Origin of the sequence: Enorma phocaeensis (assembly GCF_900186505.1) — a bacterium.
GTDB lineage: Bacteria > Actinomycetota > Coriobacteriia > Coriobacteriales > Coriobacteriaceae > Enorma > Enorma phocaeensis.
Genome location: NZ_LT891970.1, coordinates 51,819 through 67,493, shown reverse-complemented (window position 1 = coordinate 67,493; position 15,675 = coordinate 51,819). Strand labels below are relative to the sequence as shown.

At 66.4% G+C, this 15,675-nt stretch carries 11 protein-coding genes; 6 read left to right on the top strand and 5 right to left on the bottom strand.

The window, feature by feature from the left end:
* The first annotated feature begins 23 nt into the window (after positions 1-23).
* Both C1717_RS06305 and C1717_RS06300 read left to right on the top strand, forming a co-directional pair.
* Positions 24-833, top strand: a complete 810-nt coding sequence (locus C1717_RS06305) for a BtpA/SgcQ family protein (protein ID WP_102372390.1) — start codon at positions 24-26, stop codon at positions 831-833.
* Positions 834-842: 9 nt separating this feature from the next.
* A complete protein-coding gene (locus C1717_RS06300) occupies positions 843-2,363 on the top strand; it encodes an FGGY-family carbohydrate kinase (protein WP_102372389.1) in 1,521 nt (506 codons plus the stop codon).
* Positions 2,364-2,472: 109 nt separating this feature from the next.
* Here C1717_RS06300 and C1717_RS06295 read toward each other — a convergent pair whose 3' ends face one another.
* Both C1717_RS06295 and C1717_RS06290 read right to left on the bottom strand, forming a co-directional pair.
* A complete protein-coding gene (locus C1717_RS06295) occupies positions 2,473-3,246 on the bottom strand; it encodes a TatD family hydrolase (protein WP_102372388.1) in 774 nt (257 codons plus the stop codon).
* A 25-nt stretch (positions 3,247-3,271) separates the two neighbouring features.
* Complete coding sequence (locus tag C1717_RS06290; protein ID WP_102372387.1) at positions 3,272-4,042, bottom strand: tRNA threonylcarbamoyladenosine dehydratase; 771 nt, start codon at positions 4,040-4,042, stop codon at positions 3,272-3,274.
* A gap of 310 nt (positions 4,043-4,352) precedes the next feature.
* Between C1717_RS06290 and ettA the strand changes: the two genes are divergently transcribed.
* Positions 4,353-6,032 (top strand): energy-dependent translational throttle protein EttA, encoded by a 1,680-nt coding sequence (gene ettA / locus C1717_RS06285; RefSeq protein ID WP_102372386.1) that lies wholly within the window; start codon positions 4,353-4,355, stop codon positions 6,030-6,032.
* Between the two features lie 704 nt (positions 6,033-6,736).
* Here the strand turns inward: ettA and C1717_RS06280 are convergent.
* The 3 genes from C1717_RS06280 to C1717_RS06270 form a co-directional block, all read right to left on the bottom strand.
* The gene (locus tag C1717_RS06280) at positions 6,737-8,026 is read right to left on the bottom strand and encodes a prolipoprotein diacylglyceryl transferase (RefSeq protein WP_102372385.1); all 1,290 of its coding nucleotides are present in this window, start codon (positions 8,024-8,026) and stop codon (positions 6,737-6,739) included.
* Between the two features lie 132 nt (positions 8,027-8,158).
* On the bottom strand, positions 8,159-9,130 hold the full coding sequence (locus tag C1717_RS06275; protein ID WP_102372384.1) for a hypothetical protein: 972 nt from the start codon (positions 9,128-9,130) through the stop codon (positions 8,159-8,161).
* A gap of 354 nt (positions 9,131-9,484) precedes the next feature.
* Positions 9,485-10,579 carry a glycosyltransferase gene (locus C1717_RS06270; RefSeq protein ID WP_245859532.1) on the bottom strand — a complete coding sequence of 365 codons (1,095 nt, stop codon included), beginning with the start codon at positions 10,577-10,579 and terminating at the stop codon, positions 9,485-9,487.
* A 218-nt stretch (positions 10,580-10,797) separates the two neighbouring features.
* Between C1717_RS06270 and C1717_RS06265 the strand changes: the two genes are divergently transcribed.
* From C1717_RS06265 to C1717_RS06255, 3 genes are all read left to right on the top strand, one after another.
* Positions 10,798-12,045 carry a glycosyltransferase family 2 protein gene (locus C1717_RS06265; protein WP_219722282.1) on the top strand — a complete coding sequence of 416 codons (1,248 nt, stop codon included), beginning with the start codon at positions 10,798-10,800 and terminating at the stop codon, positions 12,043-12,045.
* Entirely contained in the window at positions 12,038-13,231 is a 1,194-nt protein-coding gene (locus tag C1717_RS06260) for a glycosyltransferase family 2 protein (RefSeq protein ID WP_102372382.1), read from the top strand. Before C1717_RS06265 ends, C1717_RS06260 begins: the two co-directional genes overlap by 8 nt.
* 246 nt (positions 13,232-13,477) lie before the next feature.
* Positions 13,478-15,490 carry an NAD(+) synthase gene (locus C1717_RS06255; RefSeq protein WP_102373075.1) on the top strand — a complete coding sequence of 671 codons (2,013 nt, stop codon included), beginning with the start codon at positions 13,478-13,480 and terminating at the stop codon, positions 15,488-15,490.
* The last annotated feature ends 185 nt before the right edge of the window (positions 15,491-15,675 follow it).

Below are 15,675 nucleotides of genomic sequence, written 5' to 3'. Positions count from 1 at the left end.
GGGTCGTCGTGGAAGGAGAAGGGATGTCGTTCCTCACTGGACTCTTCGGTACCGAGAAGCCGATCATCGGCCTTCTGCACCTGAGGCCGCTGCCCGGTGACCCGCTCTACTACCCGGGCGGGAGCGTCGCCAAGGTGGCCGATGCCGCCAAACGCGACCTTGAGGCCCTGCAGGCGGGCGGGGTCGACGGCATCCTCATCACCAACGAGTTCTCGCTGCCCTACGAGCAGCACGTCTCGGCATCCACGCTCGCCGCCATGGGCTACGTCATCGGATCCATCGCCGGCGACATCTCGTGCCCCTGGGGAGCCGAGGCGATCTATGACGGCGACGCCACGATCGAGCTGTGCGCCGCCACGGGCGCGCAGTTCACGCGCTGCATGTTCTGCGGCGCTTGGGCGGGCGACCTCGGCCTCATCAACCGCGACTTCGCCCGGACCATGCGGCTGAAGAGCGCGCTGCGCTTGGATGACCTCAAGCTCTTCCATTTCGTCACGAGCGAGGGCGAGGTCTACCTCAACGACCGCAGCACGGCGCAGATCGCCGACTCGCTGATCTTCAACTGCCGTCCCGATGCGCTCGTGGTGGGCGGCGACGCTGCCGGCCGCGGGCCCGACGCCGAGGTCATCGCCGGGGTCCGCAAGGTTTCGGGCGACGTGCCCGTGGTCTGCGGCACCGGTTGCAAGACCGAGACCGTCGCCGACGTGTTCACGCGCTGCGATGGCGCCTTCGTGGGGACGTGCCTCAAGGAGGGCGGGCAGTTCACAGCGCCCGTCGACGCCGAGCGCGTCGCGACGTTCATGGCGGCGGCCCGCGCCGCCCGCGGGGAATAGGAGCGCGTCATGGCGTACTATCTGGGCATCGACATCGGGACCGATTCGTCCAAGGGCATCCTCATCGACGAGGCCTGCTCGATCGTCGCGCAGGCGACCCGCGCGCACGCGACCGAGAACCCGAAGCCGGGCTGGTACCAGCACGACGCCGAGGCCGTGTGGTGGGGCGACTTCTGCGCGCTCTCGCACGAGCTGATCGATGCCGCCGGCATCTCCGGCGACGAGATCGGCTGCGTGGGGCTCTCCGCGCTCGGATGCGATTGCGTGCCGGTTGATGAGGAGGGCACGGCGCTCGCGCCGGCGATCCTCTACGGCATCGACGCGCGCAGTCAGCCGCAGATCGAGCGGCTCATCGCCGAGTTCGGAGAGGATAGGGCTCGCGAGCTCATCGGCCACGACCCGTGCTCGTCGGACATCGCACCCAAGGTGCTGTGGTTCAAGGACAACATGCCCGAGGTGCACGAGCGCGCAGCCAAGTTCCTCACCGGCTCGTCGTATCTTTCGGCGAAGCTCACCGGCCGCTTCACGATCGACCGTTACCTCGCCGAGGACTTCCTGCCCATGTACGACCGCGATACATGGGAGGTCGACGAGGAGCACTGCGGGTACTTCTGCCGCCCCGACCAGATGGCCGAGGTCCTCGCTGCGACCGACATCGCCGGCGGCGTGTGCGAGCGCGCGGCTGCCGAGACCGGCATCGCCGCGGGCACGCCGGTGCTCGTGGGCACGGGCGACTCCGGGGCCGAGGCCATCTCGACCGGCGTGTTCCGTCCGGGCGACATGATGGTGCAGCTCGGGAGCACCTGCTACTTCATCTGCCTCGCCGACCGCATGATCGACGACGCGCGCCTGTGGCCGGGCACCTTCATCATCCCCGGCACCTACGGCATCTGCGCCGGCACCAACACCGCGGGCACGCTCACGCGCTGGCTACGCGACGAGCTCTACCGCGACGCCCTTGCCGCCGAGCGGGCGGGCGGGCGCAACGCCTACGAGGTCATGGCCGAAGAGGCGGCCGCCGTCGCCCCCGGTGCTGACGGCCTCATCTGCCTGCCGTACTTCGCCGGCGAACGCACCCCGCTCAACGACCCCGCCGCGCGCGGGACGTTCTTCGGCCTCACGATGGGGCACACGCGCGGGCACGTGGTGCGCGCGGCGCTCGAGGGCATCGCCTATACCGTCGCGGCGCACGTGGACATCCTGGAGCGGGAGCACGGCCTGCCCGTGAACCGCATCCTCGCGGTGGGCGGCGGCACCAAGAACCCCGTGTGGATGCAGGCGATCGCCGACGTCTGCGGGCGCGAGATCCTCACCGCCAAGGTCACGGTCGGCGCGAGCTACGGCGACGCCCTCATGGCGGCGCTCGCGGGCGGCGCATGCGCCTCGTGGGACGAGCTCGCCGAGCGCGTGGGCCAGGGCTCCATCATCAAGCCCGATGCCTCTGCGCACGAGCTCTATGCCAGCCGACGCCACATCTTCGACGAGCTCTACCAGCGCAACCGCGACCTCATGCACGAGCTCGGGGAGTAGGCGCCACGACACCGCGTGCTTTGCCGGACAGCTCCGCGGCTTTCATCTGATCGCACCTTGAAGGGGCGGGTCCGATGGACCCGCCCCGCTTCTTTGGGGACAGCGTGGCCTATCGATGGTCGGAGAGCCTCAGGAGGGCCGCCGATCTGCGTGCGATGGACGTCCCCAGCGCCTCGGGATCGCACCCGCGCAGCTCGGCGACGCGTTCCAGGGTCGACTCGAGGGAGCGCTCGATCCTATCGAGCTCGTACGGCGCGCCGAGCTCGGGCGGGGCGTCGGTCTCGATGAGCAGGCGGTCCTCGGGGAGGATGCGCACGTACTCGCGGCCGCGCTTGGTGGCGAGCATGTGCTCGTTCACGGAGAAGAGAAACCCTGCCCGGACCGCGCGCCAGAGCTCATCGCTCGTGCCCGAGAACCAGTGGAGGATGCAGGCGGCGTCTTCGGCGAGGCCGGTCTCCTCGACGAGGCCGATCACGGCGTCGGCGCTCCTGACGGCATGAAACGAAGCCACGCGGCCCGCGAGCGGGTGCGCTGCCGCGGAGCGCAGGATGCGCCTCAGCGCGCCGGCCTGCGCCTCCTGCGTGCCTGCGCCGCGCTTGCCCCCGTCGAGCCCCAGCTCGCCGAGGTACGGGATCTCGGCGGCGAGCTCGCAGGCGCGTTCCACATCTGGCTCCCCGCAGGTGCCGTCGGCGAGCCACCAGGGGTGGAGCCCCGCGCCCACGCGGACGTTGGGGCAGGGTGCGAAGCGGCGGCGCGCCTCCTGCGTGCCGTCCGGTGTCACCGTCGTGCAGAAGAAGCCGACCCCGCGTCCCTCGGCCTCCCGGGCGATCTCAAGCCCGTTGGCCATGAGGTCCAGGTGGCAGTGCATGTCGACCAGGCGCATCGTCGGCCTCCTTTCGCGGGTCGGTTCAGATACCGCGTCTGACGAGCTTGCGGATCACGAACCCGGCGAGCATCTGGCCCATGATGGGTGGGAAGTACGAGGCGGTGCCGAGCGGCGGGCGCGAACCCTCGCGCGGGGCGGGGGAGTCCGGCCGCGCGACCGGCTCCTCGTCTGAGTAGAGCACGTCGAGACGGCCGATGCCGCGCTTCCGGCATTCCTTGCGCATCACGCGCGAGAGCGCGTCGCCGCTCGTCTCGTAGATGTCGGTGATGCGCAGGCGCTCGGGCGCGAGCTTCATCGCGCCGCCCATGCTGCTCACCAGGGGTATCCCTGTGCGCTCGGCGAGGTCGGCGACCGCGAGCTTGGTCGAGACCGTGTCGATGGCGTCGACGAGGTAGTCGATGCGCCCGCCCGCCTCCGCCCGACAGCCCTCGATGAGCGCCTCGACGTCCTCGGCGCGCACGAACGCATCGCGGGCGAGCACGCGGGTGCCGGGGTTGATGCGGCCGATCATCTCGCGCATGACATCGACCTTGCGCCGGCCGACGGTGTCCGTGAAGGCGATGGCCTGGCGGTTGATGTTGCTTGCGGCGACAGCGTCGCCGTCTACGATGATAAGCGTGCCCACGCCGCCGCGCGCGAGCGCCTCGATGCAGTTGGAGCCCACGCCTCCCACGCCGAGCACCATCACCGTCGAGCGCTGGATGCGCTCGAGCCCCTCCGCTCCCCACATGACCTCGAGCCGCGACAGCGCGGTTTCGGGGGGTTCGGTGGCGGTCGTCTCGCGTTCGGCCATGATGGCTCCCGGTTCTCGAATCGGTGGCAGGGAAGGCGGAGCGCCTTCTGGGAACAGTGTAGCCCAGCCGCGCGCGCCGGGGGAGGGCGGGCGCCGCGCTCGCCGGGACCGGCGCACGGGGCAATGCGCCATGGCGGATCCGGAGACGGGCGATGGCCGCCCGGAGGCGTCCTGCCATGGTTTGCCGATGGAAACCTGCGGTCTCGCCGAAATGCGCGCGGCAATCTGAGACGATAGCTCGCGAACACCGCGCAACGGGCGCAGACGGCGCCCGGACGACCTGCAAGCACACCGTTCATAGGGGGAACGCATGGCAGAGTTCATCTACCAGATGTACCAGGCGCGCAAGGCGCATGGCGACAAGGTCATCCTCGACGACGTGACCTTGAGCTTCTACCCGGGCGCGAAGATTGGCGTCGTGGGACCCAACGGCATGGGCAAGTCGACCCTGCTCAAGATCATGGCGGGCATCGAGGAGGTCTCCAACGGCGACGCGCGCCTCACGCCCGGCTACACCGTGGGCATCCTCGAGCAGGAGCCGCCGCTCGATGACGACAAGACCGTCATCGAGAACGTGCGCCAAGCTTTCGGCGACCTCCTCGCCAAGGTGGACCGCTTCAACAAGATCGGCGAGGAGATGGCCGAGCCCGACGCGGACTTCGACGCCCTCATGGCCGAGATGGGCCGCCTCCAGGACGAGATCGACGCTGCCGACGCATGGGACATCGACTCCAAGCTCGGCCAGGCGATGGACGCCCTGCAGCTGCCCGATTCCGACATGCCGGTGAACGTGCTCTCGGGCGGCGAGCGCCGCCGCGTAGCCCTCTGCAAGCTGCTGCTCGAGGCTCCTGACCTGCTGCTTCTGGACGAGCCCACGAACCACCTCGACGCGGAGTCGGTGCTCTGGCTCGAGCACTTCCTCAAGAACTACCCCGGTGCCGTGCTCGCCGTCACGCACGACCGCTACTTCCTCGACAACGTGGCCGAGTGGATCTGCGAGGTCGACCGCGGCCACCTCTACCCCTACAAGGGCAACTATTCCACCTACCTCGAGACCAAGGCGGCGCGCATCGCCGCGCAGGGCCAGCGCGACGCCAAGCTCGCCAAGCGCATGGCCGCCGAGGTCGAGTGGGTGCGCTCCTCGCCAAAGGCCCGCCAGGCCAAGAACAAGGCGCGTCTGGCGCGCTACGAGGAGATGGAGGCCGAGGCCCGCGCAAGCCAGAAGCTCGACTATACCGATATACGCATCCCGGTGGGTCCGCGCCTGGGCGCGAAGGTCCTCGAGGTCGAGCACCTGCATAAGGAGTTCGACGGCCGTGTGCTCATCGACGACCTTTCGTTCACGTTGCCGCGCAACGGCATCGTGGGCGTGATCGGCCCCAATGGCGTGGGCAAGTCGACGCTCTTCAAGATGATCATGGGGATCGAGGAGCCCACCTCGGGCACGATCTCGCTTGGCGAGACGGTGAAGCTCTCCTACGTCGACCAAGGGCGCGAGGGGATCGACCCCGACAAGACGCTCTGGGAGGTCGTCTCGGACGGCAACGACATCATGATCGTTGGTGAGTCCGAGATTCCGAGCCGCGCATACGTGGCGAGCTTCGGTTTCAAGGGACAGGACCAGCAGAAGCGGGCAGGCGTGCTCTCTGGCGGCGAGCGCAACCGCTTGAACCTTGCGCTCACGCTCAAGCAGGGCGGCAACCTGCTGCTCCTCGACGAGCCCACGAACGACCTCGATGTGGAGACCCTTTCCTCGCTCGAGGCGGCGCTCTTGGAGTTTCCCGGCTGCTCCGTGGTCATCAGCCACGATCGTATGTTCCTCGATCGTGTGGCCACGCACATCCTGGCGTGGGAGGGTACGGACGAGAACCCCGGCAACTGGTATTGGTTCGAGGGCAACTTCGAGTCCTACCAGGAGAACCGCGTCGCGCGCTTGGGCGAGGACGCCGCGCGCCCACACCGCATCCGCCGCAAGCTCACCAGAGACTAGCGGAGCCAAGCAATGGTACGGCCGAGCGCCCGACCGCTCGGCACGTAGCGTTTCGCCGGCGAGTGCATCGTCCCGTTGCCCGTTGACCGTCCCGAGAAACGTGCTTTGGTCATTGGCGGTTCGCTTCGCTCGAAGATCGTCAAGGGCAACGGTCTTTAGCAGGACAACAAGCCTCCCCATACCACGGTCAAGCGGGTAGGGGAGGCTTTTCTGTTGGAACAGTCCATCGACGTTCCGTGCGCTGTGTAGCGTTTGGCAGACCGGGCCTGCTTGAATCGGCATGTTTGCGATTCGGCTTACCGATGTGGAGTTTTTCTAAGCTAGTGGCTGTCTTCGGCTCCATCAACGGGTTAAGGCATCAGCAAGATCGATTGAGAGCCATGTCGATCGCATGCGGGCTCGCGTGCTGATATCTGCTCATCGTACGAATCATGCAAAAACGCTCATGGATATCGTAAAGAATCTGCAAAAACTAACTTGCTATCGTATGAATAATGCAAAAGTATTAGAAATAATACGGAAATCATACGATAACATTGAAAGAACTGCATAATATCTACGATAGCCTTACGTCATCTGCAATAAGTCTACGATACCAGTGGTTCATTTGTTGAAACAGCACGATCGCGCCGCGCGCTCTGAACAAACCGTTCGATACCAGTGGTTCATATGCAGAAAACGCATGATAGCCCACCATCATGCGGTTAGCTAGCGGGTTCGGAGTCCTCGATCGCCGTGATCTCCCAAGGCGCACCTGGTGTGCCCGCCGTGCGGCGACGGATGCACACGGTCGCGCTCGTTCGCAGGCCGTCTTGGGTGTAGCGCAGGGGGAACGCCGCCTGGCCGCGTCCGTGTTCGAGTTCGCCGCGCAGGTGCGCGATGTAGTAGTACTCGTTGAGGATCCCGAGCACATCGGCTCCATAGGGGAGCAGGTAGCCGAGTTCGCGCAGTAGCGGGGCAGGGCAGTAGACATCCGTGGTGAAGTCGCGCGGGAAGCCTTCTGGCAGATCGCCGTCGTTGCGGGGAATCATGTTCTTCGGTACGCGCGAATCGCTCGTGCATGCCGCGGCGCCGTGTTCTGCAGATGCTATCGAGGGCACCTGGTTGGCATCTGATGCAGAATCTGCATTTGCGCGGGCGTCCTCGGTCTCACCCACATCAAGGTCCTCAGGGACGTAGGTGATGGTGAGCGAGATGGACGGCGATGAGGGGGCTTGTGCAGCTTCCGGTTCAGCGTCTTCCGGTACGGGTTGGGTCAGCTCCTTCGCAGCTACCGCGGCTTCGTAGCTCTCTGCGGCGATTGCGTCCGACGCAGGCATGGATGATTCAATGCAACTGATTGCCGGCTCGGATGCAGGCTCTGCTTCGGTTTTGGACCCCGAGGCGAATTGGGTTTCGGTTTCTACCTCTGGGGCGGGCTGAGGCACGGCTACGGGTTCCTGTGTGGCCGCGGGCTCCTGTGCGGTCGCGGGCTGCAGTGAGATCGCGGGTTCCTGCGCGGTCAGGGGATCGGGTTCCAATTCGGGCTTAGGCTCAGGTTCGGTTTCCGGGGCGGGCTCGGCAGCTCGCATGGCCTCCGGAGCTGATTCTGGCTCAGGTTCCGGCTCAACGACGGTGGGCACGTGGCGCGGTCGCACCGCCTTAACGGTCTTGTTGCCGCGCTTGCGCTTCCATGGTTTGCCTTGGCCGGCGGCCTGCTTGCCGGATGCTGGCTCCTCGGTGTCGAGCGCCTCGTCCCAGGTGGGCTGCGCGACGACCGTTACGTAGACGCGACCCCCTTTGAACACGGTAAGCTGCACAAAGTCAGAGAGCTCCTCCATGAGCTCGCGCGCGTCCGCAAAGCCCATGCTCGCTGGCTCCAGGTCGTCTGCGGCGAGCGCCTCCTCCACGCGCGTCATAAAGGTCTGCTTGCCGCAACCAATGGTCTGGCGCAGAAGGTTATACAGGTAGATTCGATTGCCGGCAGTGAGCGCCGGTCGCTGCTCGTTAGACATGCTTCCTCTTTCCCGTTGGCTGTACAGCATCTTACCATCGCAGGGGATGGCCGCAGGGGTTTGCCGCAGGGGTTGGAGGGTTGCCGCGGTGCAGCGGATGAGGGGGTTAACGGGGGTGCCGTCTAGATGGCGCTAGCGTACGGCGGCAGCGCTTGGGGCGGGGGATGTCGCACCGGCGCCGGCTCCGCTGGAGGAATCCGTTCCGGTGCCTTCACCTGTGGAGGGCGAGCTGGGGTTCCCGGTGCTGTCCTGCTCCCCGTTGCCGGTGCCGCTTCCGGTGCCTTCCGAGCTATCGGCATCCGTGCCAGCGCCGGCGGAGCCTGCTGCGCCTCCATCTCCTGCAGTTGACGCGGGGCCATCCGTGCTCGCGGGCTCGTCAGTAGCATCGGCATCGGTGGAGCCGTCTGCGGTGCTTGGGGCAACCTGTGTCGCGCCCTCGTCCTCGGTCTCAGATTCCACGCTGCCGGTGCTTGAGGAGAAGAGCGATTCGGGTCTGGTGCCGATGCCCTCGCCCGCGGTGCTGAGCAGGATCGTCACCACGCAGGCGATGACGGCCACAACGGCGATGAGGACCGAGAATCCCACTACCTTGCGCTGCGTTGCTGCGCGCTCGGCCATGGCGCGCGCCTGCAGGCTCGCGGGTGCCACGCGGGCGTGCCACGCGCCGTTTGCAGCGCTTGCTCCGCTGTCGATTCCGTATGCGCGACCAACCTCGGCGGCGTTGTCGATCCTGTTCCCGCTGCTCGCTCCGGCACCGCTGTGCGATGTGCCCAACAGGTCCTTCCCCTGTTTGAGCTTGCGCGCGCCCGCCGTGAGGAACTTGCGGTAGAGCTGCGAGGAGACCACCGTTACCACAGAGCTCGCCGCGGCGCCGATCACCGATCCACCGATGCCGATTTTCGATGCGAGGAGCACCGATGTCGCGGCAGCCGCGGCACCGGCGATGACCTGGGGGAGGGTGATGCCGTCGAACAGGCCTTCCTCTTTTTGCATGATCTGCGTGTTGCCTATCGAGGCGGGTTCGCTGGGCGCGGCGCGGCGGTAGACGCGCGTCCGTTGCCGGTCGGTGAACCCGTCATCGGGGTCGGGGCGGTATGCGGTCATATGTGAGGCCTCCTTCGCGAGGGGTGCGGTAGTCCTATCGTTGGCCGCGGTGAATCGACGATGCACCGCGTTCGCGTTCCGCACGCGAGCGTCTGGAATGAGAACCAGTCCAGAAGACATGTACGCGCAGCGCTCTGTATGGACGCAGCCAACTATAGGCCTCGTACCCGCCTGCCGCATCCACGCTCCCAGATTGCTCCAGACAACAAAAAGTCGGGACACACGAGGAGACGTTGTGGAGATTGGGGCACATGAGAGGAGCAGCCGCGAGAAGGCGACCGTTCGCATACGAAGTGCGAGAGGTTATGGGGGTAGCACGGGGCTGTATCCAACTATGCCGAGCGGCTCGATCGGTTACGCCACGGGCGGCATGGGCGTCCAGCTCGAGTCGCGGTAGATCTCGCGCGCCGCGCGCATGCCGCGCACAAGTTGGCGCACGCCGGTCTTGAACGTGCGGTCCACCACGGCGAGGCGGATGAGTTCCTTGGCGAGTGTCGCGGCGGTGCCCACGCCAAACAGAATGCGGTGGTAGTCGCCATGCTCGCGCAGATAACGGGCAAAGAAGCCGCGATTGCGCATGATGTAGAACCGGTTGGTATCGCTCGTGCTGCTAAGCTGGCGCACGCCGGAGACCTCCCAGTTGGCGATGACGCGGCTGCGCTGCAAGATCACGTCTGAAACCACGACGGTCTCGGTCACCTTCGAGGCGAGGTAGCCGTAGCAGGCGTCATCGCCGTAGATGAAGAAACGCGGGTCGGGGAAACCGATGCGCCGCACGACCTCGCGAGAGAAGAGCCCGCCCTCGAAGCATAGCGAGTTCATGCGCTTGGCCCCCGTAGGGCCAAGATCCGCCTTGGCGAGGGGATTGGGTATGCCGAGCGTGGTGAATTGCTGGTACTGCCAGAAGAAAGGGCCGCCGTCGTAGTCGAGGCGCGAGCCCTGCACCACCTGGTAGCGGTCGGTCCAGCGGGCGAGCCGCTCGATGGCCTCGGGCATGACGAGCACGTCGTCGTCCATAACCCAGAACCACTCGGCACCCAGCTCGAAAGCGCGCCGCACGCCGGCGGAGAAGCCGCCCGCGCCACCGAGGTTGTCGGTCTGCGGGGCGTAGACCATCCTCGAGCGCCCGCCTTCAGCATCGGGCTCGGTTGCGCCCCAGAGCTCATCGAGCCGCGCCGCGGTTTGCTCCACCAGCTCGCGCGTCTCGGGTGCATTCTCGTTGTCGACCACGACGATGCGCCAAGGTGCGCAGGTGAGGGCGGCATACGAGTCAAAGAGATGGCTGAGGAGCTCCTGGCGCTTGTAGGTGACCACCACGATCGCAAGGCGCTCGATGGGCTCGCGAGTCTTGCGCGAGGTCGCTGCAGGCGCTGCTTGGTCGGTCCCGGTCGGGTCCTGCATGGAATCTGCCTGCGCTAGCTGATTATTGTTCTCGGTTGCGGTGCTCACGGAGCCGGCCTTCCGGTTCTCGACGACGGGTGCGCGCGGTTTCGCGCAGCCCCATTATAGGGCAGGCGCCCGCGCGCGGGCGCTTCGCGTGCCAGACCGGCGCTCGCGAAGAAAAATCTGCCAAACCGGGTGCAGCGCGCGCGGCGGGCCAACGTGGTGGGCCGCAGGGCGCTTGGAGCGGTATCATGGTTGCCAAACGCCGCGATAAGGAGGGACCCGTGGAGAGCCCCAACGAAATAAGCGCCCCGGCGGGCACGGTCGCGCCTGAGGAGCCGAACGGTACCGCAGCCGTCTCGGTGCCCCCGGTTGCAGATGCCCTGCCTGCAGACGCCCCGGCCGTTGGCGGTCCGAAGGCCCCGATGGCTGCCGCACCGGAGGCAGCCCCCCGCGTCTCCCTGCTCATGCCCGTCATGAACGTCGGGCGCTACCTGCCCGAGAGCCTCGCTTCCGCGCGGGCGCAGACGCTTGCGGACATCGAGATCATCTGTATCGACGACGGCTCGACGGACGGATCTCTCGCCATCATGCGCGCTGCCGCGGAGGAGGACGAGCGCATCCGCGTGATCGAGAAGGCCAACTCCGGCTACGGCGACTCCATGAACCGTGCGCTCGACCTCGCACGGGGCACCTACATCGGCATCCTGGAGCCGGATGACATCATGTACCCCGAGAGCCTCGAGCGCCTGGTTGCCGCAGCCGAGGCGGCGCAGGCGGAGGTCGCAAAGGGCAATTTCGAGCTCTACTGGACGAGCCCGAGCGAGCGCGTCGAGTTCTTCGAGGTCGCGGATAACGCCCGCTGCGCCGCGCCCTCGCGCCCCCTTGAGGATCCGTTCATCTTCTACCAGAAGCCCTCGATCTGGTCGGCCGTGTACCGGCGCGATTTCCTCGAGCGCCATGGCATTCGCTTTTTGCCCACGCCGGGCGCTTCGTTTCAGGACTGCTCGTTCTCGTTCAAGGTCTTCGCGAGCGCTGCGCGCGTGGTCTACGTGCATGACTCCATGCTCCGCTACCGTCAGGACAACGAGGGCTCCTCGGTCAACGCGCGCAACAAGGTGTTCTGCACCTGCGACGAGTACGCCGAGATCGAGCGCTGGATCGCAGGCGAGTTCGCATCCGAGCACGGCGAGGCGGCTGCTCGCGACCTCATGCGCGTGGAGCAGGTGGCGAAGTACGACTCCTACATGTGGAGCTACGTGCGGTTGGCTCCAGAGTTTCGCGTGATGTTCCTCGAACGTATGGCTGGCGAGTTCACTGCCGCGCTCGATGCGGGCTGGTTCGAGCTCGATGACCTCAAGCCCTGGAAGCGGGCGAACCTCGCGGCGATCATGCGCGACCCTACCGGCTGGGTGCGCGGCAACGCCTCGTATGCCGCGGCGGGACCCTTCGGTCGCATGATGCACTATCTCAAGCTTGGCGGCCCGGGGCTGTTGGTGTCCTACGCGCTGAATCGGGTGCGTCATGAGTAGGGGGGCGAAGGCCGAGCGGTTCGCGGCCGACGTCGCGGCGCCTCTTTCGACCGGGGTACCCGTGGTTTCCGGGCGGGTTGTAGACGGTGGAACCGCGTGCTCCACCGTCCCCGAGGGCCCTGCCGCCGCGTCAACGCATGTTCCGCGCATGACCTTCATCGTGCCGGTGTACAACACCGAGCAGACCCTGCCCGCCTGCCTCGACTCGGCGCTCGCTCAGACCGTGCGCGACATCGAGGTCGTCTGCGTGGACGACGGCTCGCCCGATGGTGCCGCGGCGGTTCTCGCGTCCTATGCCGATCGCGACGCGCGCGTGCGCATCATCCACCAGGCCAACGCCGGCCTCTCCGCCGCGCGGAATACCGGGATCGCTGCTGCGCGCGGCGAGCTCATCGCTTTCCTGGATTCCGATGACATCGTCGAACCCAACCTCTGCGCGCGGGTGCTTGCCGCCTTCTCATCCGCGGAGGGCGTGGACGCGGTGACCTTCGGCGCGGTCTGCGAGCCGGAGGAGGCGGCATCTGCGCGCATCAAGCGCTTGCTGAGTCCCGAGGACCGCATCTTCCACGGCTTCGATCCGGCGCTCCTCTTCTCGGCGAACGCCCAGCCCTATGCATGGCGCACCGTGCTCACGCGCGCGTTCGTCGAGCGTGGCGGCATCCGTTTCGATGAGTCGCTGCGCTTCGCGGAGGACGTGCCGTTCCACTTCACGGTATACCCCCTCGCACGCACGACGGTCCTCATCGCGGACAAGCTCTACCGCTACCGCATGACGGAGGGTTCGCTCACCCACGTGTTCAACGCTCGCTCATCGCGCGAGCGCAAGCTCGAGCAGCACCTCGAGGTGTTCGCGAGCATCTTCTCCGCGTGGGAGGATCATAGCCTCGGTGCGCTCTGCCCGACGGAGATGGTCACTTGGTGCCTCGACTTCACGCTCTTCGACCTCTTGGGCGTGAGCGATCGCTGCGCGCAGCGATCGGCGCGGCGCCTGGCGGAGCTTTTGGAGCGCGCGTACGGACCCCGTTGGGCGGACCTTCCGCAACAGGGTGCTGTGCGGCATGCGGCGCACGCTGTGAAGCGCGCGGATGCATCCGGCGTGCATCTGGGCAAGGCGGGCCTCATGCGCTTCTTCGTTGCGACGCGCGGTCTCGCCCAGTGCGTGGAGCGCGCGCTCCGCCGTGGATGAGGCGGGCGACATCGGCCGCTCCTGCGGCGCGATCGATGCGAACGAACCCGGCCGGCCTTCTCGGTGCGGCCGATGTAGACGAACCCGGTCGGCCTTCTCGGCGCGGCCAAAACGGAAGGGAATGAGATGGACGAGCAGAAGGCACCGCTTGCAGAGGGCATGGTGGACGAGACGGCGCGCCCGGATGCCACCCAGGACACCGCCCCGAACACTCCGGACGTAGCGAGCGCTGGCGTGTCGGGCACTATGCCAGCTGGGCCGTCGACCGATGGCTTCTTCCGCATCGCGGCGAGCACGCCAAGGATCCGCGTCGCAGACGTCGATGCCAACGCCGAGGCTATTCTCTCATGTGTGCGCGATGCGGCTGCGCGGGGTGCAGGAGCTCTCGTGCTGCCCGAGCTCTGCCTTACGGGCTACACCTGTGCCGACCTGTTCTTCGACCGGGCTTTGCTCCGCGCCGCCGAAGCCGCTCTCGCGCGTATTCTCGATGCGACCGCTGATGTACCCATGTTCTTCACGGTGGGCCTGCCCGTTGCGGTCGGGAGCGCGCTCTACAACTGCACGGCAGCCTGCTGCCGCGGGGAGCTGCTGGGGCTCACCGCCAAGGAGAGCCTGCCCAATTATGGCGAGTTCTACGAGCGCCGCTGGTTCACCCCCGCGCCCAGGCCCGGAGACCCCCTTGCCGTCGAGGTCGCCGGACGGCTGGCACCGCTCGCGTCGCGCATCGTCTACCGCTGCGCCGATGAGGGCATGGCCGACCTCGCAATGGGCGTCGAGGTGTGCGAGGACCTATGGATCGCCGCTCCGCCGAGCGTTGACATGGTGCGCGCAGGTGCGACCGTGATCCTCAACAGCTCCGCATCGAGCGAAGTCATCGGCAAGGCCGAGTACCGCCGCAGCCTCGTTGCCGGTCAGAGTGCGCGGTTGTTCTGCGCGTACGCCTATGCGGATGCGGGTGAGGGCGAGTCCACCACGGACCTGGTTTTCGCGGGCGAGAACCTCATCGCGGAGAACGGTTCGCTGCTCGCTAGAACGCCGCTTTTCAGCTGCGAGATGGCCATCGCCGATGTTGATCTCGACCGCTTGGCTGCCGAGCGCCGGCGCTGCACCACCTGGGTCGAGCCCGCTGCTGCCGAGCCGGGCGTGCTCGACGTCGGGTTCTCGTTCTCCCTGGATGCCGACATCTGCACCGCGGTGGATGCTGAGCCCCCCGCCGTCTCCGGCGCGCCGCGCCTTATGTACTCCGCCCTCGACACGCTGCGCATCTTCCCGCGCACGCCGTTCGTGCCGGCTGCTCGCGAGGACATCGCCGAGCGTTGCGAGACCATCTTTGGCCTGCAGGCCGCGGGACTCAAGACGCGCCTTGCGCACACGGGCACCAAGCATGCGGTCATCGGCCTCTCGGGCGGGTTGGACTCGACGCTCGCCCTGCTCGTGACCGTACGCGCCTTCGATGCGCTCGATCTGCCGCGTACGGGCATCACAGCGGTGTCGATGCCGGGGTTCGGTACCACCAAGCGCACCAAGGGCAACGCCGAGACCCTCGCCGAGGCGCTTGGGGTGAGCTTCCGCGAGGTACCCATCGGGCCCGCGGTGGAGCGGCACTTCGCGGACATCGGGCACGACCCGGCTGTCCAAGACGTCACCTACGAGAACAGCCAGGCCCGCGAGCGCACGCAGATTCTCATGGATATCGCCAACCAAGTCGGTGGATTCGTGATCGGCACGGGTGACCTTTCCGAGCTCGCGCTCGGCTGGGCGACCTACAACGGGGACCATATGAGCATGTACGGCGTGAACGCGAGCGTGCCCAAGACGCTCGTGCGTCATCTCGTCCGCTACGCAGCTGATGCATTCGGCGGCCAGATCGCTCAGACGCTGCTCGATATCCTGGACACTCCTGTCTCGCCGGAGCTGTTGCCACCGACGGGCGCCGGTGAGATTGCACAGCGCACCGAAGACCTCGTCGGTCCCTACGAGCTGCATGACTTCTTCCTCTATCATCTGCTTCGCTTTGGGTTCGCGCCGGGAAAGATCTACCGCATGGCATGCCGGGCGTTCTCGGGCGTCTACGATAGCGAGACGGTTCGCTCGTGGCTGCGGGTGTTCTACCGGCGGTTCTTCGCCCAGCAGTTCAAACGCAGCTGTCTGCCGGACGGACCCAAGGTGGGATCGGTCACGCTCTCGCCGCGCGGCGACTGGCGCATGCCTTCCGATGCTGCGATGCGGCTCTGGCTCGCGGAGATCGATGCGCTGTAGGCTTGCTGGGAGTTTTTCGTTGTGTACCGGATAACGTGCTCGCACGATTCGCCGGCAAGCTTTGCCGGCTTCGGCTCCATGACAAGCTGATTGGATGAAGATATAAAAATATAAATATAATTATATATTTATACAAAATCATGTATTCTGCTATCTCTCGCAGAAACGTTCGCTTCGAGTTACGG

Bases quoted from the DNA above. Each gene is read 5' to 3' on its own strand.
- C1717_RS06305 (WP_102372390.1), top strand. From the start codon at position 24: ATGTCGTTCCTCACTGGACTCTTCGGTACCGAGAAGCCGATCATCGGC.
- C1717_RS06300 (WP_102372389.1), top strand. From the start codon at position 843: ATGGCGTACTATCTGGGCATCGACATCGGGACCGATTCGTCCAAGGGC.
- C1717_RS06295 (WP_102372388.1), bottom strand. From the start codon at position 3,246: ATGCGCCTGGTCGACATGCACTGCCACCTGGACCTCATGGCCAACGGG.
- C1717_RS06290 (WP_102372387.1), bottom strand. From the start codon at position 4,042: ATGGCCGAACGCGAGACGACCGCCACCGAACCCCCCGAAACCGCGCTG.
- ettA (WP_102372386.1), top strand. From the start codon at position 4,353: ATGGCAGAGTTCATCTACCAGATGTACCAGGCGCGCAAGGCGCATGGC.
- C1717_RS06280 (WP_102372385.1), bottom strand. From the start codon at position 8,026: ATGTCTAACGAGCAGCGACCGGCGCTCACTGCCGGCAATCGAATCTAC.
- C1717_RS06275 (WP_102372384.1), bottom strand. From the start codon at position 9,130: ATGACCGCATACCGCCCCGACCCCGATGACGGGTTCACCGACCGGCAA.
- C1717_RS06260 (WP_102372382.1), top strand. From the start codon at position 12,038: ATGAGTAGGGGGGCGAAGGCCGAGCGGTTCGCGGCCGACGTCGCGGCG.
- C1717_RS06255 (WP_102373075.1), top strand. From the start codon at position 13,478: ATGCCAGCTGGGCCGTCGACCGATGGCTTCTTCCGCATCGCGGCGAGC.